Annotated in this window: 14 protein-coding genes; 6 read left to right on the top strand and 8 right to left on the bottom strand. The window is 35.5% G+C overall.

Annotated elements, in window-relative coordinates; all coding sequences use genetic code 11:
* Nucleotides 1–39 precede the first annotated feature (39 nt).
* On the bottom strand, nucleotides 40–465 hold the full coding sequence (locus ACFSTE_RS06550; protein ID WP_378257526.1) for a VOC family protein: 426 nt from the start codon (nucleotides 463–465) through the stop codon (nucleotides 40–42).
* Between the two features lie 505 nt (nucleotides 466–970).
* Between ACFSTE_RS06550 and ACFSTE_RS06545 the strand changes: the two genes are divergently transcribed.
* Nucleotides 971–1,492 (top strand): nuclear transport factor 2 family protein, encoded by a 522-nt coding sequence (locus ACFSTE_RS06545; RefSeq protein ID WP_176028411.1) that lies wholly within the window; start codon nucleotides 971–973, stop codon nucleotides 1,490–1,492.
* On the opposite strand, the gene ACFSTE_RS06540 is transcribed toward ACFSTE_RS06545, so the two are convergent.
* From ACFSTE_RS06540 to ACFSTE_RS06520, 5 genes are all read right to left on the bottom strand, one after another.
* Entirely contained in the window at nucleotides 1,489–2,163 is a 675-nt protein-coding gene (locus ACFSTE_RS06540) for an HAD family hydrolase (protein WP_378257528.1), read from the bottom strand. The genes ACFSTE_RS06545 and ACFSTE_RS06540 overlap by 4 nt on opposite strands.
* Entirely contained in the window at nucleotides 2,164–4,572 is a 2,409-nt protein-coding gene (locus ACFSTE_RS06535) for a TonB-dependent receptor (RefSeq protein WP_378257530.1), read from the bottom strand.
* A 5-nt stretch (nucleotides 4,573–4,577) separates the two neighbouring features.
* Nucleotides 4,578–5,297: a DNA repair protein RecO gene (gene recO, locus ACFSTE_RS06530; protein WP_176028408.1), complete on the bottom strand. Its 720-nt coding sequence runs from the start codon at nucleotides 5,295–5,297 to the stop codon at nucleotides 4,578–4,580.
* Nucleotides 5,298–5,488: 191 nt separating this feature from the next.
* The gene (gene gdhA, locus ACFSTE_RS06525; RefSeq protein WP_176028407.1) at nucleotides 5,489–6,832 is read right to left on the bottom strand and encodes an NADP-specific glutamate dehydrogenase; all 1,344 of its coding nucleotides are present in this window, start codon (nucleotides 6,830–6,832) and stop codon (nucleotides 5,489–5,491) included.
* Nucleotides 6,833–7,050: 218 nt separating this feature from the next.
* A complete protein-coding gene (locus ACFSTE_RS06520; protein WP_378257531.1) occupies nucleotides 7,051–8,193 on the bottom strand; it encodes a cystathionine gamma-synthase in 1,143 nt (380 codons plus the stop codon).
* 403 nt (nucleotides 8,194–8,596) lie between these two features.
* Between ACFSTE_RS06520 and ACFSTE_RS06515 the strand changes: the two genes are divergently transcribed.
* A complete protein-coding gene (locus ACFSTE_RS06515) occupies nucleotides 8,597–9,382 on the top strand; it encodes a DUF3298 and DUF4163 domain-containing protein (RefSeq protein WP_176028405.1) in 786 nt (261 codons plus the stop codon).
* Here ACFSTE_RS06515 and ACFSTE_RS06510 read toward each other — a convergent pair.
* Nucleotides 9,377–9,832 carry a DinB family protein gene (locus ACFSTE_RS06510; RefSeq protein ID WP_176028404.1) on the bottom strand — a complete coding sequence of 152 codons (456 nt, stop codon included), beginning with the start codon at nucleotides 9,830–9,832 and terminating at the stop codon, nucleotides 9,377–9,379. The two genes, ACFSTE_RS06515 and ACFSTE_RS06510, sit on opposite strands and share 6 nt — an antisense overlap.
* A 143-nt stretch (nucleotides 9,833–9,975) precedes the next feature.
* Here ACFSTE_RS06510 and ACFSTE_RS06505 point away from each other — a divergent pair, with 143 nt between their 5' ends.
* Nucleotides 9,976–10,323, top strand: a complete 348-nt coding sequence (locus ACFSTE_RS06505; protein ID WP_176028403.1) for an arsenate reductase family protein — start codon at nucleotides 9,976–9,978, stop codon at nucleotides 10,321–10,323.
* A gap of 7 nt (nucleotides 10,324–10,330) precedes the next feature.
* Nucleotides 10,331–11,239, top strand: a complete 909-nt coding sequence (locus ACFSTE_RS06500) for a DMT family transporter (protein WP_176028402.1) — start codon at nucleotides 10,331–10,333, stop codon at nucleotides 11,237–11,239.
* Here the strand turns inward: ACFSTE_RS06500 and ACFSTE_RS06495 are convergent.
* On the bottom strand, nucleotides 11,229–11,711 hold the full coding sequence (locus ACFSTE_RS06495) for an acyl-CoA thioesterase (RefSeq protein ID WP_378257532.1): 483 nt from the start codon (nucleotides 11,709–11,711) through the stop codon (nucleotides 11,229–11,231). The genes ACFSTE_RS06500 and ACFSTE_RS06495 overlap by 11 nt on opposite strands.
* A 160-nt stretch (nucleotides 11,712–11,871) precedes the next feature.
* Here ACFSTE_RS06495 and ACFSTE_RS06490 point away from each other — a divergent pair, with 160 nt between their 5' ends.
* A complete protein-coding gene (locus ACFSTE_RS06490; protein ID WP_176028400.1) occupies nucleotides 11,872–12,834 on the top strand; it encodes a YheT family hydrolase in 963 nt (320 codons plus the stop codon).
* 692 nt (nucleotides 12,835–13,526) lie between these two features.
* Nucleotides 13,527–15,860, top strand: a 2,334-nt coding sequence (locus ACFSTE_RS06485; protein WP_378298040.1) for a VPS10 domain-containing protein, incomplete at its 3' end; no start/stop codon positions are given.

The following is a 15,860-nucleotide window of genomic DNA, read 5'->3' as shown; positions in this document are numbered from 1 at the left end:
AAACCACCTGAAATAAGGTGGTTTTTTTGTGTTCTCTCTTTATTTGGTAGTTTCCCCTCCCATTTGAGTAAAAACATGATCTACCGGCTCCCATAATTCTATCTTATTACCTTCGGGATCCATAATGTGCACAAATTTACCGTACTCAAACTCTTCTATCTCATCCACTATAATGACTCCTTTTTCTTTTAATTTAGCCACAAGTCCTTCAATGTTCTGGACCCTGTAATTAATCATAAATTCTTTTTTCGAAGGATTAAAATATTCCGTTTTTTTATCAAACGGACTCCATTGAAGATAGTTGATGTTTTCTGGGTGATTTGCATTTCTAAATTCAAAAGAAGAGCCGTAGTTATTAACCGCTAAGCCCAGATGCTCTCCATACCATTCTCTTATTTTTTTGGGATTCTCCGAGCGAAAAAAAATCCCTCCTATTCCTGTCACTTTTGGTGTTGAATCATTCATAATTCATTGTGTTTTTCTTAGAAAGTGCGTGTCTGTATAACTTAACCCTGTTATCAAACCTCAAGCACTCTTACAAGATATTAAATCCTTTGCTTACTTTATAACACTCCCAACTTTAAGACATAAAAAAAGAGGTTGTATACTAAGCCCAAAAACAACCTCTTCCTTAACCCGCTAACAAATAGTTACCTTTTTTACTCTATTGTAAGCACTATATTTTATTTTTTTCAGATGATAATCATCTGATTTTTTCTTGTAATTACACTTTCTTAATCAAGAACATATCAAAAATAAAACAATACTCCTTATAAAGAAATCAGCAAAAACACCTGTTTTTCAATTAATTAATCTTTTTTTTCATTTTCATCAAACCACTTACATTCTTTATAAACAAATACGAAACAAGTCACATCTCCTCCTTCTTTATTTTACAATTGTTTTCTTCCTTATCTTTGAGAACGTAACAAAAAACACATGTTTTCTATTCCTCAATTAAATTATACATATGAAATTAACAACAATCATCACATGCCTCCTGTTTAGTCTTACTTTAATAGGACAGACTGCTACCAGGAATGACAACTCTACTGAGACGAAGAAGATACAAGAACTATTGGATAACTGGCATCAAGCTGCTGCTAATGCTAATTTTGACACGTATTTTGGTTATATGACCGAAGATGCCATTTTTATAGGCACTGATGCGACCGAACATTGGGATATGAATGCATTTAAAGCCTTTTCCAAACCTTATTTTGACAAGGGAAAAGCATGGAGCTTTACTGCTATAGAAAGAAATGTTTTTCGTCAGGAATCCAGTATTGGCACATTTGCCTGGTTTGATGAACTACTCAATACACAAATGGGAATATGCAGAGGAAGCGGGGTTGTTGAGAAAACCAAAACAGGCTGGAAAGTAAAACATTATGTTCTTTCTATTGCGATTCCTAATGAGAATGTATCTGATGTCACTTCTTTGAAAAAAGACTTCGATGCTGCTCTAATAACAAAACTAATCAACAATTAATCTGAAAAGAAATAACTTTGGAGCTCTTCTATTGAATCAAAATAATGCTGAGCTCCTAATTTTATTAATTCCTTTTTATTTTTGGAGCCTATTCCAACAAAGTCTAATGACATCTCTTTTGCGGTTTTCAAATCCCAAACTCCATCTCCTACAGAGATAATTTTAGAAAACCCAGAGGTGGCATAGTATTTTTTAGCCTTTTCTATAGCTTCTGCTACAAATCCCGTTCTTGCTTCATGTGTTTTGGAAGTTGCCAAAACAGCTTCATCGCACCAAATACCACTTTGCTTCATTTTTAGCAATGCAGGTTTTGGCAAGGATCCCGTCGCAAAACAAAAAGGAATCTTAGCGGTTTTCAGAAAATCAATAAATCGCCCAGCTCCTTTAATTTCTGTCACCGGAGAAAATGTTTTCATTTCTTCTATCAAAGCTTTCTCAAACAGCGTAAGTATTTCTTTAGTATAAGGAATTTCAAAATTCCGTTCATAATTAAATCGCAAAGCATAGCTATCCGAGTGATGCTTATATGCGTTATAGTCTGTATCTATCTCTTTGATCCCAAGAGCGTACATTGCATTTGTAACTGCCATTAAATACATTGGCACACTGTCAGTCAATGTTCCATCAATATCAAAGACAAAAAGGGTATTCGTATTAGCGAAGTGCGACATTTATAATGAGTATTTCATGGATACAATAAAATTTCTTCCCGCAGCTGCGATTCCAGAAGAATAGGGGCGATACCGTTGATCTGTTATATTCTCGATAGCAAAGGTTCCCTGAAGGTTCTCAGATAGCTTGTATTGAGTCCGAAGGTTCACGGTATACCAAGAAGGCGAATAAGGATTCCCTTCACCATCTATGGCATATAAATATTCTTTATTCTGTTCCGAAGGGGATAAATCATCAAATTTTAAAGTTCCATTATAAACAGTAAATGCATCAATGGTCCACGATTTGGAATTAAATACTAAATGCGTATTTCCAAATTGTGGAGCTACATGTCTGGAAGGAGCTACCGTTCCATTATCCAACTCCTCTTCTCCTCCTGTAATAGTATATTGAGATGTCAACTTAAAATACTTAGCGAATGATACTTGAACCCCTGCTTCAAATCCATAGATTTTTGCTCTAGCAGCATTCTGAATTGCCTGCACTCTACTAGGCTCTCCTTTATAAATAATCTCTGATTCTCCATTGAGCAAAAAATCTCTTCGCACTAATGCATCGTCTAAATGAGTATAATACGTCGCCAAATCAACTACAAAAGCTTTTCCTAATTTTGCCCTCACTCCTAGTTCTCCTGTATAAGAATATTCAGGATTCAAATCAGGATTAGGCACAACAACAGCTCCTGGTTCCGAATCAAAAACTTTTCCGATATCATCTACATTAGGAGATCTGAAAGCTGTTGAAAAATTCAGTTTCCAATTCAAGATCTCGTTAGGCAACCAACTAATCCCTGCAGATCCCGTCAAGGCTCCTGTATTAATAGCTGCCTCATTAAATGGGAATTCAAAAAATGTATTATCAAATTCAGATTTCAATAAAATCTGATTGTACCTCAAACCACTGTTCAGTCTTACTTTTTCACTAAACCTATGTTTAATGCTAAGATATGCCGCAATTGATTGCCATGTCGATCCATCCGGGTACCTAGAAGGAGCAGCAACCACCTCTTCTGTTCGAATATTTTTTTCTAGTCCTATAGAAGAGACCTTATTAAAGACATATTCTCCTCCATAATAGAACAATGTATTTTTAGCCAATCGCTTTTCAAAATCCATATTAAACGAATACGCCTCTACTTGTTCTTCTGTCATTCCTAAAATATCTTTTCCAAAATCGCGATCATTCCTGCTTTCTTCAAAATGCTGATATGCTGCTGTTAGTTTCATTTTATCATACAACGTATTCCCTGTGTGTTGCTCTATGTGTATATTCCCCATCAACCATTTTTGTGGTCCATAGTACCATTCTGCAGACCTCAGACTTCCTTTTCTTCTGCGAATTAACCTATCGTATCTCGGATAATCTGAGGTAGTCGTATACACGAGTCCCGCATAAAAATCCCATTGTTTATTTGGTTTAAAACTAATTTTCTGAAGAAAATTAATTTGGTTATACCCCGTATAGATTTGTGTTTCGGGATCACTATTAGCCACTACTTTATCTACTCCATCGGATACTTCTACATATTCATTTCTCAGATATTCTTCCGGACCATGACTCCCCATTTTGAGGTCATCAAAATCCGTATAACTCACACTTGTCAGAAATGCCCATTTTTTCAATCCTATATTCACATCAAAGTGAGCTGTTTTTTCTTCACTCGTGCTAGCATACCTGGCAACGGCATTTACATTAAAAAGCGGAGATTCTTGTTTCGAAAATCTAGGAGATGAGGAATAAAAATTCATCACCCCTCCAATCGCATCACTTCCATACACTACTGATCCCGGTCCCAAAATCACTTCTGTTCTTTCTATAGAAAACGGGTCAATAGAGATTACATTTTGTACATTTCCTCCTCTAAAAATAGCATTGTTCATACGTACTCCATCAACCGTGATCAACAACCTATTGGTAGAAAACCCTCTAATCATAGGACTTCCTCCTCCTAACTGACTTTTCTGGATAAAAACCTGTCCACTTCCCTGCAATAGATCCGCTGAAGTTTGTGGAGTTGCCAGTGCTATATCTTTGGATCGTATACTTACTATTTTTTGAGACACATCTTTTTCGTCCTCTTCCCATTTAGAAATAGAAATCACTACCTCGGAAAGTTTATTCTCGTCTGTTTCCAGATACACTACATTTCCATTGGTAATGATTTTCTCTTTTGTTATCTCGAACTCTTGATGAGAAACATGTGTAAAATACAGCAGTTCTGTTCCTTCAAAATCAGAAATATCTGCCATCCCATCAAAATCAGTAATTGTACTTTTCTCTTTTTGTTTATTATAAATTGCGACATTAGATATTGGTTGCCTAGTAGTTTTATTTAGCACTTTTATCTTTTGAGCCATGATTGTCTGCATAAAAACAAACATCAATAAGCTTAGGGTGAATAATCGCATTTTATTTATCTAAAAATTTCGTTTATAATTGAAAGTGACTTTGGTTTACTAAAACCTTGCAAATGTAATTCAAAATAACCTAATATCATGTTAAGAATATCTTTACGCACTTTCTTCGTTAACTTGATATTCATACTTCCCTCAAATGTCATTCCGAAAAACTCTTTAAACGCTTCTACATGTACTCCTTCTACACAAAAAGCATCGGTACTTATTGACTGAAAACATCCATCATACATATTAAACCAACTAAATTGCATTTGTGATATATCGGGATAACATCCCAAATATTGCATCAGCTTAATTAAAAAAATAATATGGAAGTTCCCTATCTGGTCATGCGCATCTAACCATAGAAAGGTAGTTTCCAGATACTCATATAGTTCCTCATTCGTTTCTTCCTCCTGAATTAAACTCTTTAGCATTTCTGAAATAAAAAAAACCATGGATGTTTTTACAAAATCAAGATGAAGTGTCTGATAAGGCATTCGGACTTTGGCTTCCTTTATTCGTTCCAGCGTATTTTTATCTTTATGGACTGCTTCTATATCTAATAAGGTAAGTGGCTGGAATAAAGCTGCTCTTAACTTTCCTTTCTTAGACTTTAGCACCCCTTTGAGAAGATAGGAGCGCACTCCATATTTTCTAGTGAATAACGTCACTATCAAATCTGCCTCTCCATATCGCAATGAATGAATAACAATTGCCGCAGTTGTAACAACCATATTGTTTTACCCTTTACTCATTTTGTGAAATTTTACTTTTACAGAGATATCTCTACATTCAAAAACTGTCACAAACCAATATCTCACAGATTTGCTACAAAGTTATTATCTATAAATGCTAATCTCCAAAAATAAAAAAGACCACTTTAAATAAGTGGTCTTTTCCGGTTTCATTATATAAAAAGCAGTATTTATACTACCCCTTGTGCCAGCATGGCATCTGCAACTTTTACAAATCCAGCGATATTTGCTCCTTTTACGTAGTTTACAAAACCATCTTCTTCTGTTCCGTATTCTACACATTTAGCGTGAATATCATTCATGATCTGATGTAATTTTGCATCTACTTCTTCTCTTGTCCAGTTATAACGAAGTGAATTTTGAGACATTTCTAATCCCGAAGTAGCTACTCCTCCCGCATTGGATGCTTTTCCTGGAGAGAATAAAATCTTAGCTTCTAAGAACACTTCTACTGCATCTGCTGTACAAGGCATATTTGCTCCTTCTCCTACACAGATACATCCATTGCTCACCAATGTTTTTGCATCTTCTTCCTGTAGTTCGTTTTGTGTCGCACAAGGTAGTGCTATATCACATTTTACAGTCCAAGGCGTTTTTCCTTCTACGTATGTTGCTTCCGGATATTTCTCCACATATTCTTTAATACGACCTCTTTTTACGTTTTTAAGTTCTTTTACAAACGCTAGTTTTTCTGAGTCAATTCCTGCTTCATCAACAATATACCCTGAAGAATCTGATAATGTAACTACAGTAGCTCCCAGTTCAATTGCTTTTTCTGTTGCAAATTGCGCTACATTTCCTGATCCAGATATAACTACTTTCTTCCCGTTAAAATCTTCTCCTCTGGTTTTTAGCATACTTTCTGCAAAATATACTGTTCCATATCCAGTAGCTTCTGGTCTGATCAGAGATCCTCCGTACTCCAGTCCTTTTCCTGTAAGTACTCCTGTAAATTCATCTCTCAAACGTTTGTACTGTCCAAACAAGTATCCTATTTCACGAGCTCCAACACCGATATCTCCTGCTGGTACATCCGTATTTGCTCCGATATATTTAGACAACTCTGTCATAAAGCTCTGACAGAAACGCATTACTTCAGCATCTGACTTTCCTTTTGGGTTAAAATCTGACCCTCCTTTTCCACCTCCCATAGGAAGTGTTGTCAAACTATTTTTAAACGTTTGCTCAAACGCTAAAAACTTAAGAATACTAAGGTTCACAGATGGATGGAATCGCAATCCTCCTTTATAAGGTCCTATTGCAGAATTCATCTGTACACGAAATCCTCTGTTAATCTCTATTTCTCCCTGATCGTTTGTCCAAGGAACTCTGAACATAAATACACGTTCCGGCTCGACCATACGCTCTAGAAGCTTTGCATTCTGATACTTTTTATTTTTATCTATAAAAGGTATTACTGTTTCTGCTACTTCTCTAACAGCTTGGATAAATTCTGGCTCGTTAGCATTACGCTTCTCTACAGAACTAATGAAATTTTCTATCCTTTCTTTCATTATCTATTCAGTTATGTTATAACTACTTTCGTTGTTTGTTTAGTAAAATAAAAAGAAAACTACTTTTGTCTTAAGGCTTTCTTCTCCATTGAGTTGTCAAAAGTAAAGATATATTATTACACAATTATAATTTTATTAAAATTTTAAGCCTCATTTTTTAAGAATTTCGCATTTCGAAAACGTTCTCGTGTAATTTCCTTTTATTTTTAGTGATTCCGTTAATTTGATAATGCTTGTTCCAAATCAGCAATCAAATCATCCATATCTTCTATTCCTACACTCAATCGAATCAAAGAATCTTTAACACCTGTTTTCTCTCGTTCTTCTTTAGGAATAGAGGCATGTGTCATACTTGCCGGGTGACCTGCCAAACTTTCTACACCTCCCAGGGATTCTGCCAAGGTAAAAACCTTTAACTTTTCAACCACCTGTACAGCTCCTGCTAATGAGTCTTCTTTAGTTGTAAAAGAAATCATTCCTCCAAAATCATCCATTTGTTCTTTGGCAATATGGTGATTCGGATGATCCTCGAAACCAGGCCAGTATACTTTATCTACTTTGGGGTGTGTCTTTAGGTATTTCGCAATTGCTTCTCCGTTTTCACAATGTCTTTGCATTCGGACATGTAATGTCTTAATTCCTCTTAGCACTAAAAAGCTATCCTGAGGACCACAAACAGCTCCACTCGCATTTTGTATAAAATACAGGCGTTCTGCTATTTTTTCATCTTTAACAATTAAAGCCCCCATCACCACATCACTATGTCCGCCTAAGTATTTTGTTGCACTATGCATAACGATATCTGCTCCCAAGTCCAATGGTCTTTGCAGGTATGGGGTAGCAAATGTATTATCGACCGCCAAAAGAATCTGATGTTTTTTAGCAATAGAAGCAATAGAAGCTACGTCAATAATATTCATCATAGGATTGGTTGGAGTTTCTACCCAAATAAGTTTCGTCTTATCTGTAATATAACGCTCAATTTTATCAGCATTCTCCATTCCTACAAAATGAAATTTAATCCCAAATCCTTCAAAGATCTTGGTGAATAAGCGGTACGTTCCTCCATATAAATCATTTGTACTGATCACTTCATCTCCTGGTTGTAATAGTTTTATAACTGCATCAATCGCTGCCAACCCGGAACCAAAAGCCAATCCATGTGTTCCGTTTTCTATACTTGCCAGAGAATTCTCCAAAGCATTTCTTGTAGGATTATGCGTTCTACTATACTCATATCCTTTATGCCCTCCAGGGGTAGTTTGTGCATAGGTAGATGTCTGATAGATTGGTGGCATTACCGATCCATATGCCGGATCATGTTCTTGCCCTCCATGTATCGTTTTTGTATTAAATTTCATTCTTTTATTTTTTTAGTACAATTGGCTACTATATTAATAGTATTTTCTCTTTCACCTGATTCTCAATATTTTTTAATGCCTTATATGGTTATCCTGAGATAATTCATTTGCTATACATTCTTAAACAGGGAAAGATGCTAAAGCTAATTTTAAAAATACGACAAAAGGAGGTCTTTTTATAATTTTTCAGCTCCTCTTCTTTTTTTACGCTACAATTGGGATTTAAATATCTCCAAAGCTTGTCTCTAAATAACATCTAACACCTCATATGCTTACCCCAAAGCGATTTATTTTATCAAGCAAAACAATCATTATAAACCTTTTAGCATATAGCTATATCAAAAGGCACTACAAAAATATCATTTAATTCGTTCTAATCATATTCATTCAGTACCTTTAGTGGATGATTTGGACAAAAACTTACTTCTCTAAAAATATAATTGGAATTCTCTGTATTTCTATCCTCTTATCTGCCTGCAATAAGGTTGAATCATTAACATTCCAAACCTCAAAAATAACCACCGACTCTTTATTTCCTGAAGAATGTAGAGATATTGATTGTGCCAATATCGAGATAAACCTTATTGAAGCAATCGAAAACTCGGCATTAGCAGAAGCTGTAAATTCAGAAATAGAAAAGGTAATCACTGCTGATCTAACCATGAGTCAGGAAACCGCCGAATCTACCATACAAAAAGCAGCTATAGATTTTAATGATGTGTTTAAAAAAAACATTGAGGAATTCCCTGACGAAACTCATCTTTATGAGGCGATCTTTAATACTTCAGTTTCTCTTCAAAATGACTATTTAATATCTATTCTGGTTAATAAGTACACATACACAGGAGGAGCCCATGGAAATAGTTATTCTACTTATCTAAACATTTCAAAAAAAAATGGTAAGCTTATACCAACTGATCAATTATTTGCCGACAAGCAGTTATTTCTGAAAGTAGCAGAGTCTGTTTTTCGAAAATCTCAAAAAATCCCTTCTGACGCTCCTATAAACAGTACCGGGTTCTTTTTCGAAAATGATGTTTTTTCACTTCCTGAAAATATTGGATTCACAGATCAGGAAGTGATATTATATTACAACACATATGAGGTAAACTCCTATGCGAATGGTCCTATCGAAGTAAAAATTAACAGGGAAGAGATTGATACGGCTCTTTCTTCAGAAGTTTTATAATCCTTTTTTCATCGCCAGTATATACCCCAGATGGATCCCTTCATGAAAGTTATTAAAATCCATCGCATCTTCTATTGTTTCTAAAACGAATCCTGTACTCGTCGGATACTCTGTATATTTCTTAAATACCCCCGCTTCTATATCTTTCTCTGTTTGATCTAAAGTAGCGAACAACAGTTCTTTTACTTTATCAACCTCTTCCTGAGTAGCATCTCTTTCTGTTTTAGTCCCTTTTCTGTATGTCTCGACCATTTCCTCATCCAACATCATAGGCAACCCACTCAATTTATACACCAGTAGTTGCTGTGTCACAACAACATGCGCTACGTTCCAAATTAAGTTATTAGAAAACCCTTCCGGAACAGTATTAAGTGCCTCTAAAGAATAGGAGTCTAATATTTTTTTCATTAATTTCCTGTTCACATGAGTGATACGAAGTTTTTCTTTCATTTCTACTGTTATTTTTTTCTCAAAAGTATGATTTTTATTTTCAAAAGAATTTCCTTTGCATCAAATACATATTTCTAGTTTAGCAGTCATGCTTATAAACTAAAAAAGATCACACAATCTTAATTGTAACAAAACGATACCCTATGAAAAAAATATATCACTTATCCAGCTGTGATACCTGCAAGCGAATTTTGAAAGAACTCGCTCCTGATACGAGTTTTGAACTACAAGACATAAAGTCTGATGCTATCACTCCTGAGCAATTAGAAGAAATGAAAACACTTGCCGGGAATTATGAGTCATTGTTCAGCAAAAGAGCTCGTTTATACAAAGAAAGAGATCTCAAAAACCAACACCTAACCGAGGGAGATTTCAAAGCCTTACTATTAGAACATTATACTTTTTTGAAACGTCCAGTTATTATCAACGGAACATCCATATTCATCGGAAACTCAAAAAAAACGATAGAAGCCGCCAAAGCTTCCATATAAATTACCTATGAGTAAAAGAACTCTTGCCCTTATTGCTGCTAGCTTTGTAGCTATATTCTACGGTGCGAATTTTACTATTGCCAAAGATGTAATGCCACATTACATTCAGCCTTTTGGTTTTATTGTTCTTCGGGTATTAGGAACCATGCTCTTATTTTGGGCAATTAGTTTCTTAGGACCAAAAGAAAAGATAGCTCCCAAAGATTTTAAACGTATCACTGCAGCTGCTTTTTTTGGTGTAGCTCTAAACATGTTGGCTTTTTTTGAAGGGCTAAACTTAACTACTCCTATCAGCGCATCTGTATTAATGATCACAGCTCCTATTATTGTTCTTATTCTATCCGTTATTTTTCTAAAAGAAAAAGCCAGCATAATAAAAATCATAGGAGTGCTCACCGGGCTTTCGGGGGCATTATTGATCATTTTATACGGAAAAGGAAATAGTCTAACGGCTTCGAATCCTACATTAGGTAATTTTTTGGTTTTCGTCAATGCTGCATCCTATGCTTGTTATATTATTGTAGTAAAAAAAATCACGCAAAAGTACCACCCATTTACCTTTATGAAGTGGATGTATACCATTGGTTTTTTTATGGTACTTCCATTTGGCTACGAGCAAATCACCCAAATGCAACCAGCACACATCCCTCTTGATGGGTATTTAAAAATAGGATACGTAATCCTTTTTGCGACATTTGGAACCTATGTTTTAAACATCTTTGCTATCCGTGAGCTAAAACCAACTACTGTTGCTGTTTTTATTTATTTACAACCACTTTTGGCATCTATTTTTGCTATTGCTCTAGGAAGTGATCATCTGGACAGCATTAAAATTGTAGCAGCCATTATAATCTTTACAGGAGTATACCTGGTAACCAAACCTACTGCTCAAAACAAAAAAAAGATTAACTCATAGCTATATCCTTTGGCTTTTTGCCGTGTTTCCTTGTATCTTCTTTTGTTAGAATTCTGAAGTTTTCAGCTTTGGGAAAAGCTGCTATTATCCCTTTAACAGAAGAGGGTAATGGGTTGATTTTTCTATCTCTTAGATTCATCCATGCTCCCATCATCTCACAATATGCCAGGTTTCTTCCCTTGTAGTCATAAAAATTATGTGTAAACTCAAAAAAAGCACCATCTTCACTCAACCCTGTTAACTCCAAACTTACTGTAATTGGCTTCCCCTGAAAAGCTTCCCGATAATAATAAATATGTTCATAAAAAATAACGGGACCTATCTCAAAATTCGCCATTTCTTTATGCCCAAAACCATGCGCTATCAAAAATGCCATACGGGTATGACTCATAAAATTTTGATAAGCACTATTTGCTAAATGACGATTCGCATCAATATCGCTCCATCTAATGTCAAAATCTTTTGTATACATCTATATTATTCTTTAAAAATCAATATCATTTCCACAGGTACTTCCTTATCAAGAAAGACCTGTTAAAACTACAATTATTTTGACATGATCGGAATATAAAAACCTTTGATTTCTGAAAAATCAATGTATTTTTGAAATCACGCTATTTTGTACTTCTTTTATGCCTATAATTTCATCATCCTACTCCCCTTCTTATCTATTTAGAAATGGTCATATCTCTACTATATATCCTAATCTTTTCAGAAAAGTAAGTGGAGTCATCCAACAACGAGAAAGAATCGAATTAAAAGATCGGGATTTTATCGACCTTGATTGGAGTTATAGCACAGTGCAAGCCTCTAAATTATGCATCTTAATTCACGGTCTAGAAGGGAACGGACAACGACAATATATAACCGGACTTGCCAAATATCTAAATCAAAACAATTGGGATACTGTAGCGATCAATCTCAGAAATTGTAGTGGAGAACCCAACAGGAAATACCGTTCGTATTACGCAGGAGTTAGTGAAGATCTGGATTTCATTATCAATTACATAAGTTCTTCTTATGCATATTCATCCTTATCAATCTGTGGATTTAGCCTGGGAGGTAATGTATTACTAAAATACCTAGGAGAGGGAAGAGAAATCCCATCTCAAGTATGCTCAGGGGTAGCCATTTCTACCCCATGTAATTTATATGATTCCTTACTTCAGTTAAACAAGCCTGAAAATGTACTCTATAGAATACGTTTCTTGAGACACCTAAAAAAGAAGTTACTGGAAAAACAGATCTTATTCCCTGATAAAATTAGAATCTCAGACATTAAAAAGTGTAAAAACCTGATCGACATTGATAATTTATATACAAGTGTAGCTCATGGGTATACGAATGCGCTGGATTACTACCAAAAGTGTAGCAGCAAACAATTTTTACCTTCTATCAAGATTCCTTCCTTAATTATCAATGCTAAAAATGATACTTTTTTAGGAGCAGATTGCTATCCATATACCGAAGCATCACAAAATAAAAATGTATTCTTAGAAACTCCTGATTTTGGAGGGCATGTAGGATACTATCTACCTAATCACGTCTTTTACAATGAAATTAGAACCTTTGAATTTATTGAGGAACACCTTTGATTTTATTTTTTCTCTAAACTACCTCATCAAAATCAACTTACCTGGTTGATTCTCTCTTTCAGAAAAAATACAATGTTCCTCCTCAATACAAGTACGCAAGGGATCTAACTCTCAATTATCCCGCAACCCCTTACCTAAAAATCATTCTGTCTCAGAAAAACAAAAGAAGGCAATACAATCCCAGTGCTTAATCATCTGATACAAGAGGACGTTACTTCTTGTTTGTAATCTTTTTTCTTACAAAAACAAAAAATCATTTCAAAATCATATCGATTATTTCACAAAAATGTTCGAACACACTAATTTATTTGCATTTTATCGAAAAGTCTGTTTTTTCTATATTTTTTTTAAGAAATTTGGGACTAACTACTAACTTTTTTTAACAAACTCAACGTCAAACAAATGAAATCCTATAAACGCCCTTGTCTTAGTTTCCTCGTCAAACTAACCAACACACGTACATCATACAGTATTTAACGATTTAATTCTATACACAGATAGCATCGAGGTTAATCGAAACCTACTTGCATTTGTTCTTTATTCCCCGTATTTAGGCAGCCTAACTAACTTCCTATATAATACCAAGACACGCAAGTAGCTATTAATAGCTATGCTTATCTTATGTAGATACCATAATAAACAAACACAAACTTTAGAATTAAAATTTAACTAATTTAACACAAGCTCAACTAATGAAAAAAACATTAATTGCCTTAATTGGCCTGACCTGTGGTATCAGTCAGGCTCAATTTAATCCTGATGCACCATGGGTAAACCAGGGGAACAAAGCCAAATCAGGAAAAACGATGGAATTCCAAGAAGTAAGTCAAGCTTTTGACTCTTATTGGAAAAATAAAGACCACACCAAAAAAGGAAGTGGATACAAGCCTTTTATGAGATGGAGAGAGTACTGGAAGCATGCATTACTTCCTGATGGAACAGTGCCTACTCCTCAGTTCTTCTGGAATGCCTGGGAGCAAAGAAAAAAAATGACGGCAACTACCAAAAATGCTTCAGCAGCTACCTGGACTCCTATGGGACCATTTGATCACAATCAGGCAAATTCCTGGTCTCCAGGACAAGGACGTGTCAATGTAGCCATCATAGATCCTAACAACCCTAGCACTTTTTATGTAGGAGCACCGGGAGGAGGAATCTGGAAATCTACAGACAGAGGAGCTAACTGGACGCCACTATCCGACAAACTCCCTCAAATAGGAGTTTCTGGAATTGCTATTGACCCGAATAACTCTAAAGTTATTTATATCTCTACAGGAGATGATGATACCAATGATAATTACAGTATTGGGGTATTAAAATCTACTGACGGAGGTGCTAGCTGGAACAAAACCGGACTGACCTTCACCAGTAGCAGAGCATCCAGTAATGATATCTACATTGATCCGAATAACTCCAATACCTTATGGGTAGCCACCGATACGGGAGTTTATAAAACTACCAATGCAGGAACAAATTGGACAAAAACACTGAATGGCAACATCAAAGACATCAAACTAAAACCTGGAAACTCTAAGGTGATTTACGCTGTTACCAGTTCTAATTTTTACAAATCTACTGATGGAGGAAATACATTTAGTCAAAAACAGAGTGGCCTTCCTTCCCGATCAGGACGATTAGTGATTGATATTACTCCAGCTAACCCTGAGTATGTATATGTATTAAGTGCCAACACTAGAAATTCTTTTCAAGGTCTATACAAATCGACAAACAGCGGAGAAAGCTTCACTAAAACGCAAGAAACTCAAAATATTTTTGAGAGTACTCAAGCTTGGTATGATTTAGCTCTTGGAGTATCTGACAAAAACCCTGACATTGTTTTTGTAGGATGTCTTAATGTGTGGAAGTCAACTAATGGAGGAAACAGATTTACCAAAATCAACAATTGGAGTTCCCCCAGACAAGCAACTTATACACATGCTGATATCCACTTTTTGAGATATTATAACGGAAAACTATTTTGTGGTAGTGATGGAGGAGTATACCTTTCTGAAAACGATGGAAGTAGCTTTAATGATTTAACCAAAGGATTACAGATCGGACAGTTCTATAGAATATCTGTAGCTCAAAACAGTAGTGCTAATCGATTAGTTGGTGGCCTACAGGACAATGGAGGATATGCCCTCAATGGAACAGAATGGAATAACTATTACGGAGCTGATGGAATGGATTGTGCTGTAAGTGGTAATAATTCTAATACATATTATGGCTTTATACAAAATGGGCAACAACTATATGTTACAACCAACAGAGGAGTTACGCAGCGTCAAGTAGCAAGAGGACCAGAAACAGGAAATTGGATTACTCCACTTGTCTCAGATAAAAATGGGGTATTATATGCTGGATATAGCAAGTTCTACAAAGTGAGTAACAATTCCTTCCAAAAAGTGTCTAATTTTAACTTTGGCGGAAAAATAGACCATATAGAATTAGATCCTAACAATGCCAATAATATGTATGTGGCAAGAGATAGAAATTTATATAAAAGTACGGACAAAGGAGTTAATTGGAGTTCTATCCATACCTTCCAAACAAATATCTCTTCTGTAGAAGTTCATAATGACAATTCTAATATTATCTATGTAACCACCAGTGGTTCTGGTAACGGAGGAGTTTTTAAGTCTACTAATCAGGGAACCAATTTTAGCAATATTGCAGGAGGTCTTCCTGGAGAAGCAAAAATTGTTGTTCGTCACCAAAAAGGAACAGAAAATATCTATCTGGGAACTTACCTGGGGGTATATTACAAAAGTGGTAATAACAATTGGGTAAACTATTCTTCGAATCTGCCAACTATTTCTGTAAGAGACCTGGAGGTTAATTTAAAAGATCAGGTACTGATAGCCGCTACTTACGGTCGTGGTGTATGGAAAGTTCCTCTTGCCGGAGCATCCGGAGGAGATACACAAGCTCCAACTACTCCGACGGCTTTAGTCGCTTCTAATATCAGCAGCACTTCTCTTACATTATCATGGAATGCCGCTACAGACAATGTAGGAGTAACAGGG

It is taken from the genome of Aquimarina hainanensis (genome assembly GCF_042684685.1).
In the GTDB taxonomy this organism is placed as follows: domain Bacteria; phylum Bacteroidota; class Bacteroidia; order Flavobacteriales; family Flavobacteriaceae; genus Aquimarina; species Aquimarina hainanensis.
Note: the sequence above shows the minus strand (reverse complement) of the source record. Positions and strands in the feature narration are given on the sequence as shown.

Bases quoted from the DNA above. Each gene is read 5' to 3' on its own strand.
- ACFSTE_RS06550 (WP_378257526.1), bottom strand. From the start codon at position 465: ATGAATGATTCAACACCAAAAGTGACAGGAATAGGAGGGATTTTTTTT.
- ACFSTE_RS06545 (WP_176028411.1), top strand. From the start codon at position 971: ATGAAATTAACAACAATCATCACATGCCTCCTGTTTAGTCTTACTTTA.
- ACFSTE_RS06540 (WP_378257528.1), bottom strand. From the start codon at position 2,163: ATGTCGCACTTCGCTAATACGAATACCCTTTTTGTCTTTGATATTGAT.
- ACFSTE_RS06535 (WP_378257530.1), bottom strand. From the start codon at position 4,572: ATGCGATTATTCACCCTAAGCTTATTGATGTTTGTTTTTATGCAGACA.
- recO (WP_176028408.1), bottom strand. From the start codon at position 5,297: ATGGTTGTTACAACTGCGGCAATTGTTATTCATTCATTGCGATATGGA.
- gdhA (WP_176028407.1), bottom strand. From the start codon at position 6,832: ATGAAAGAAAGGATAGAAAATTTCATTAGTTCTGTAGAGAAGCGTAAT.
- ACFSTE_RS06520 (WP_378257531.1), bottom strand. From the start codon at position 8,193: ATGAAATTTAATACAAAAACGATACATGGAGGGCAAGAACATGATCCG.
- ACFSTE_RS06515 (WP_176028405.1), top strand. From the start codon at position 8,597: ATGATTTGGACAAAAACTTACTTCTCTAAAAATATAATTGGAATTCTC.
- ACFSTE_RS06510 (WP_176028404.1), bottom strand. From the start codon at position 9,832: ATGAAAGAAAAACTTCGTATCACTCATGTGAACAGGAAATTAATGAAA.
- ACFSTE_RS06505 (WP_176028403.1), top strand. From the start codon at position 9,976: ATGAAAAAAATATATCACTTATCCAGCTGTGATACCTGCAAGCGAATT.
- ACFSTE_RS06500 (WP_176028402.1), top strand. From the start codon at position 10,331: ATGAGTAAAAGAACTCTTGCCCTTATTGCTGCTAGCTTTGTAGCTATA.
- ACFSTE_RS06495 (WP_378257532.1), bottom strand. From the start codon at position 11,711: ATGTATACAAAAGATTTTGACATTAGATGGAGCGATATTGATGCGAAT.
- ACFSTE_RS06490 (WP_176028400.1), top strand. From the start codon at position 11,872: ATGCCTATAATTTCATCATCCTACTCCCCTTCTTATCTATTTAGAAAT.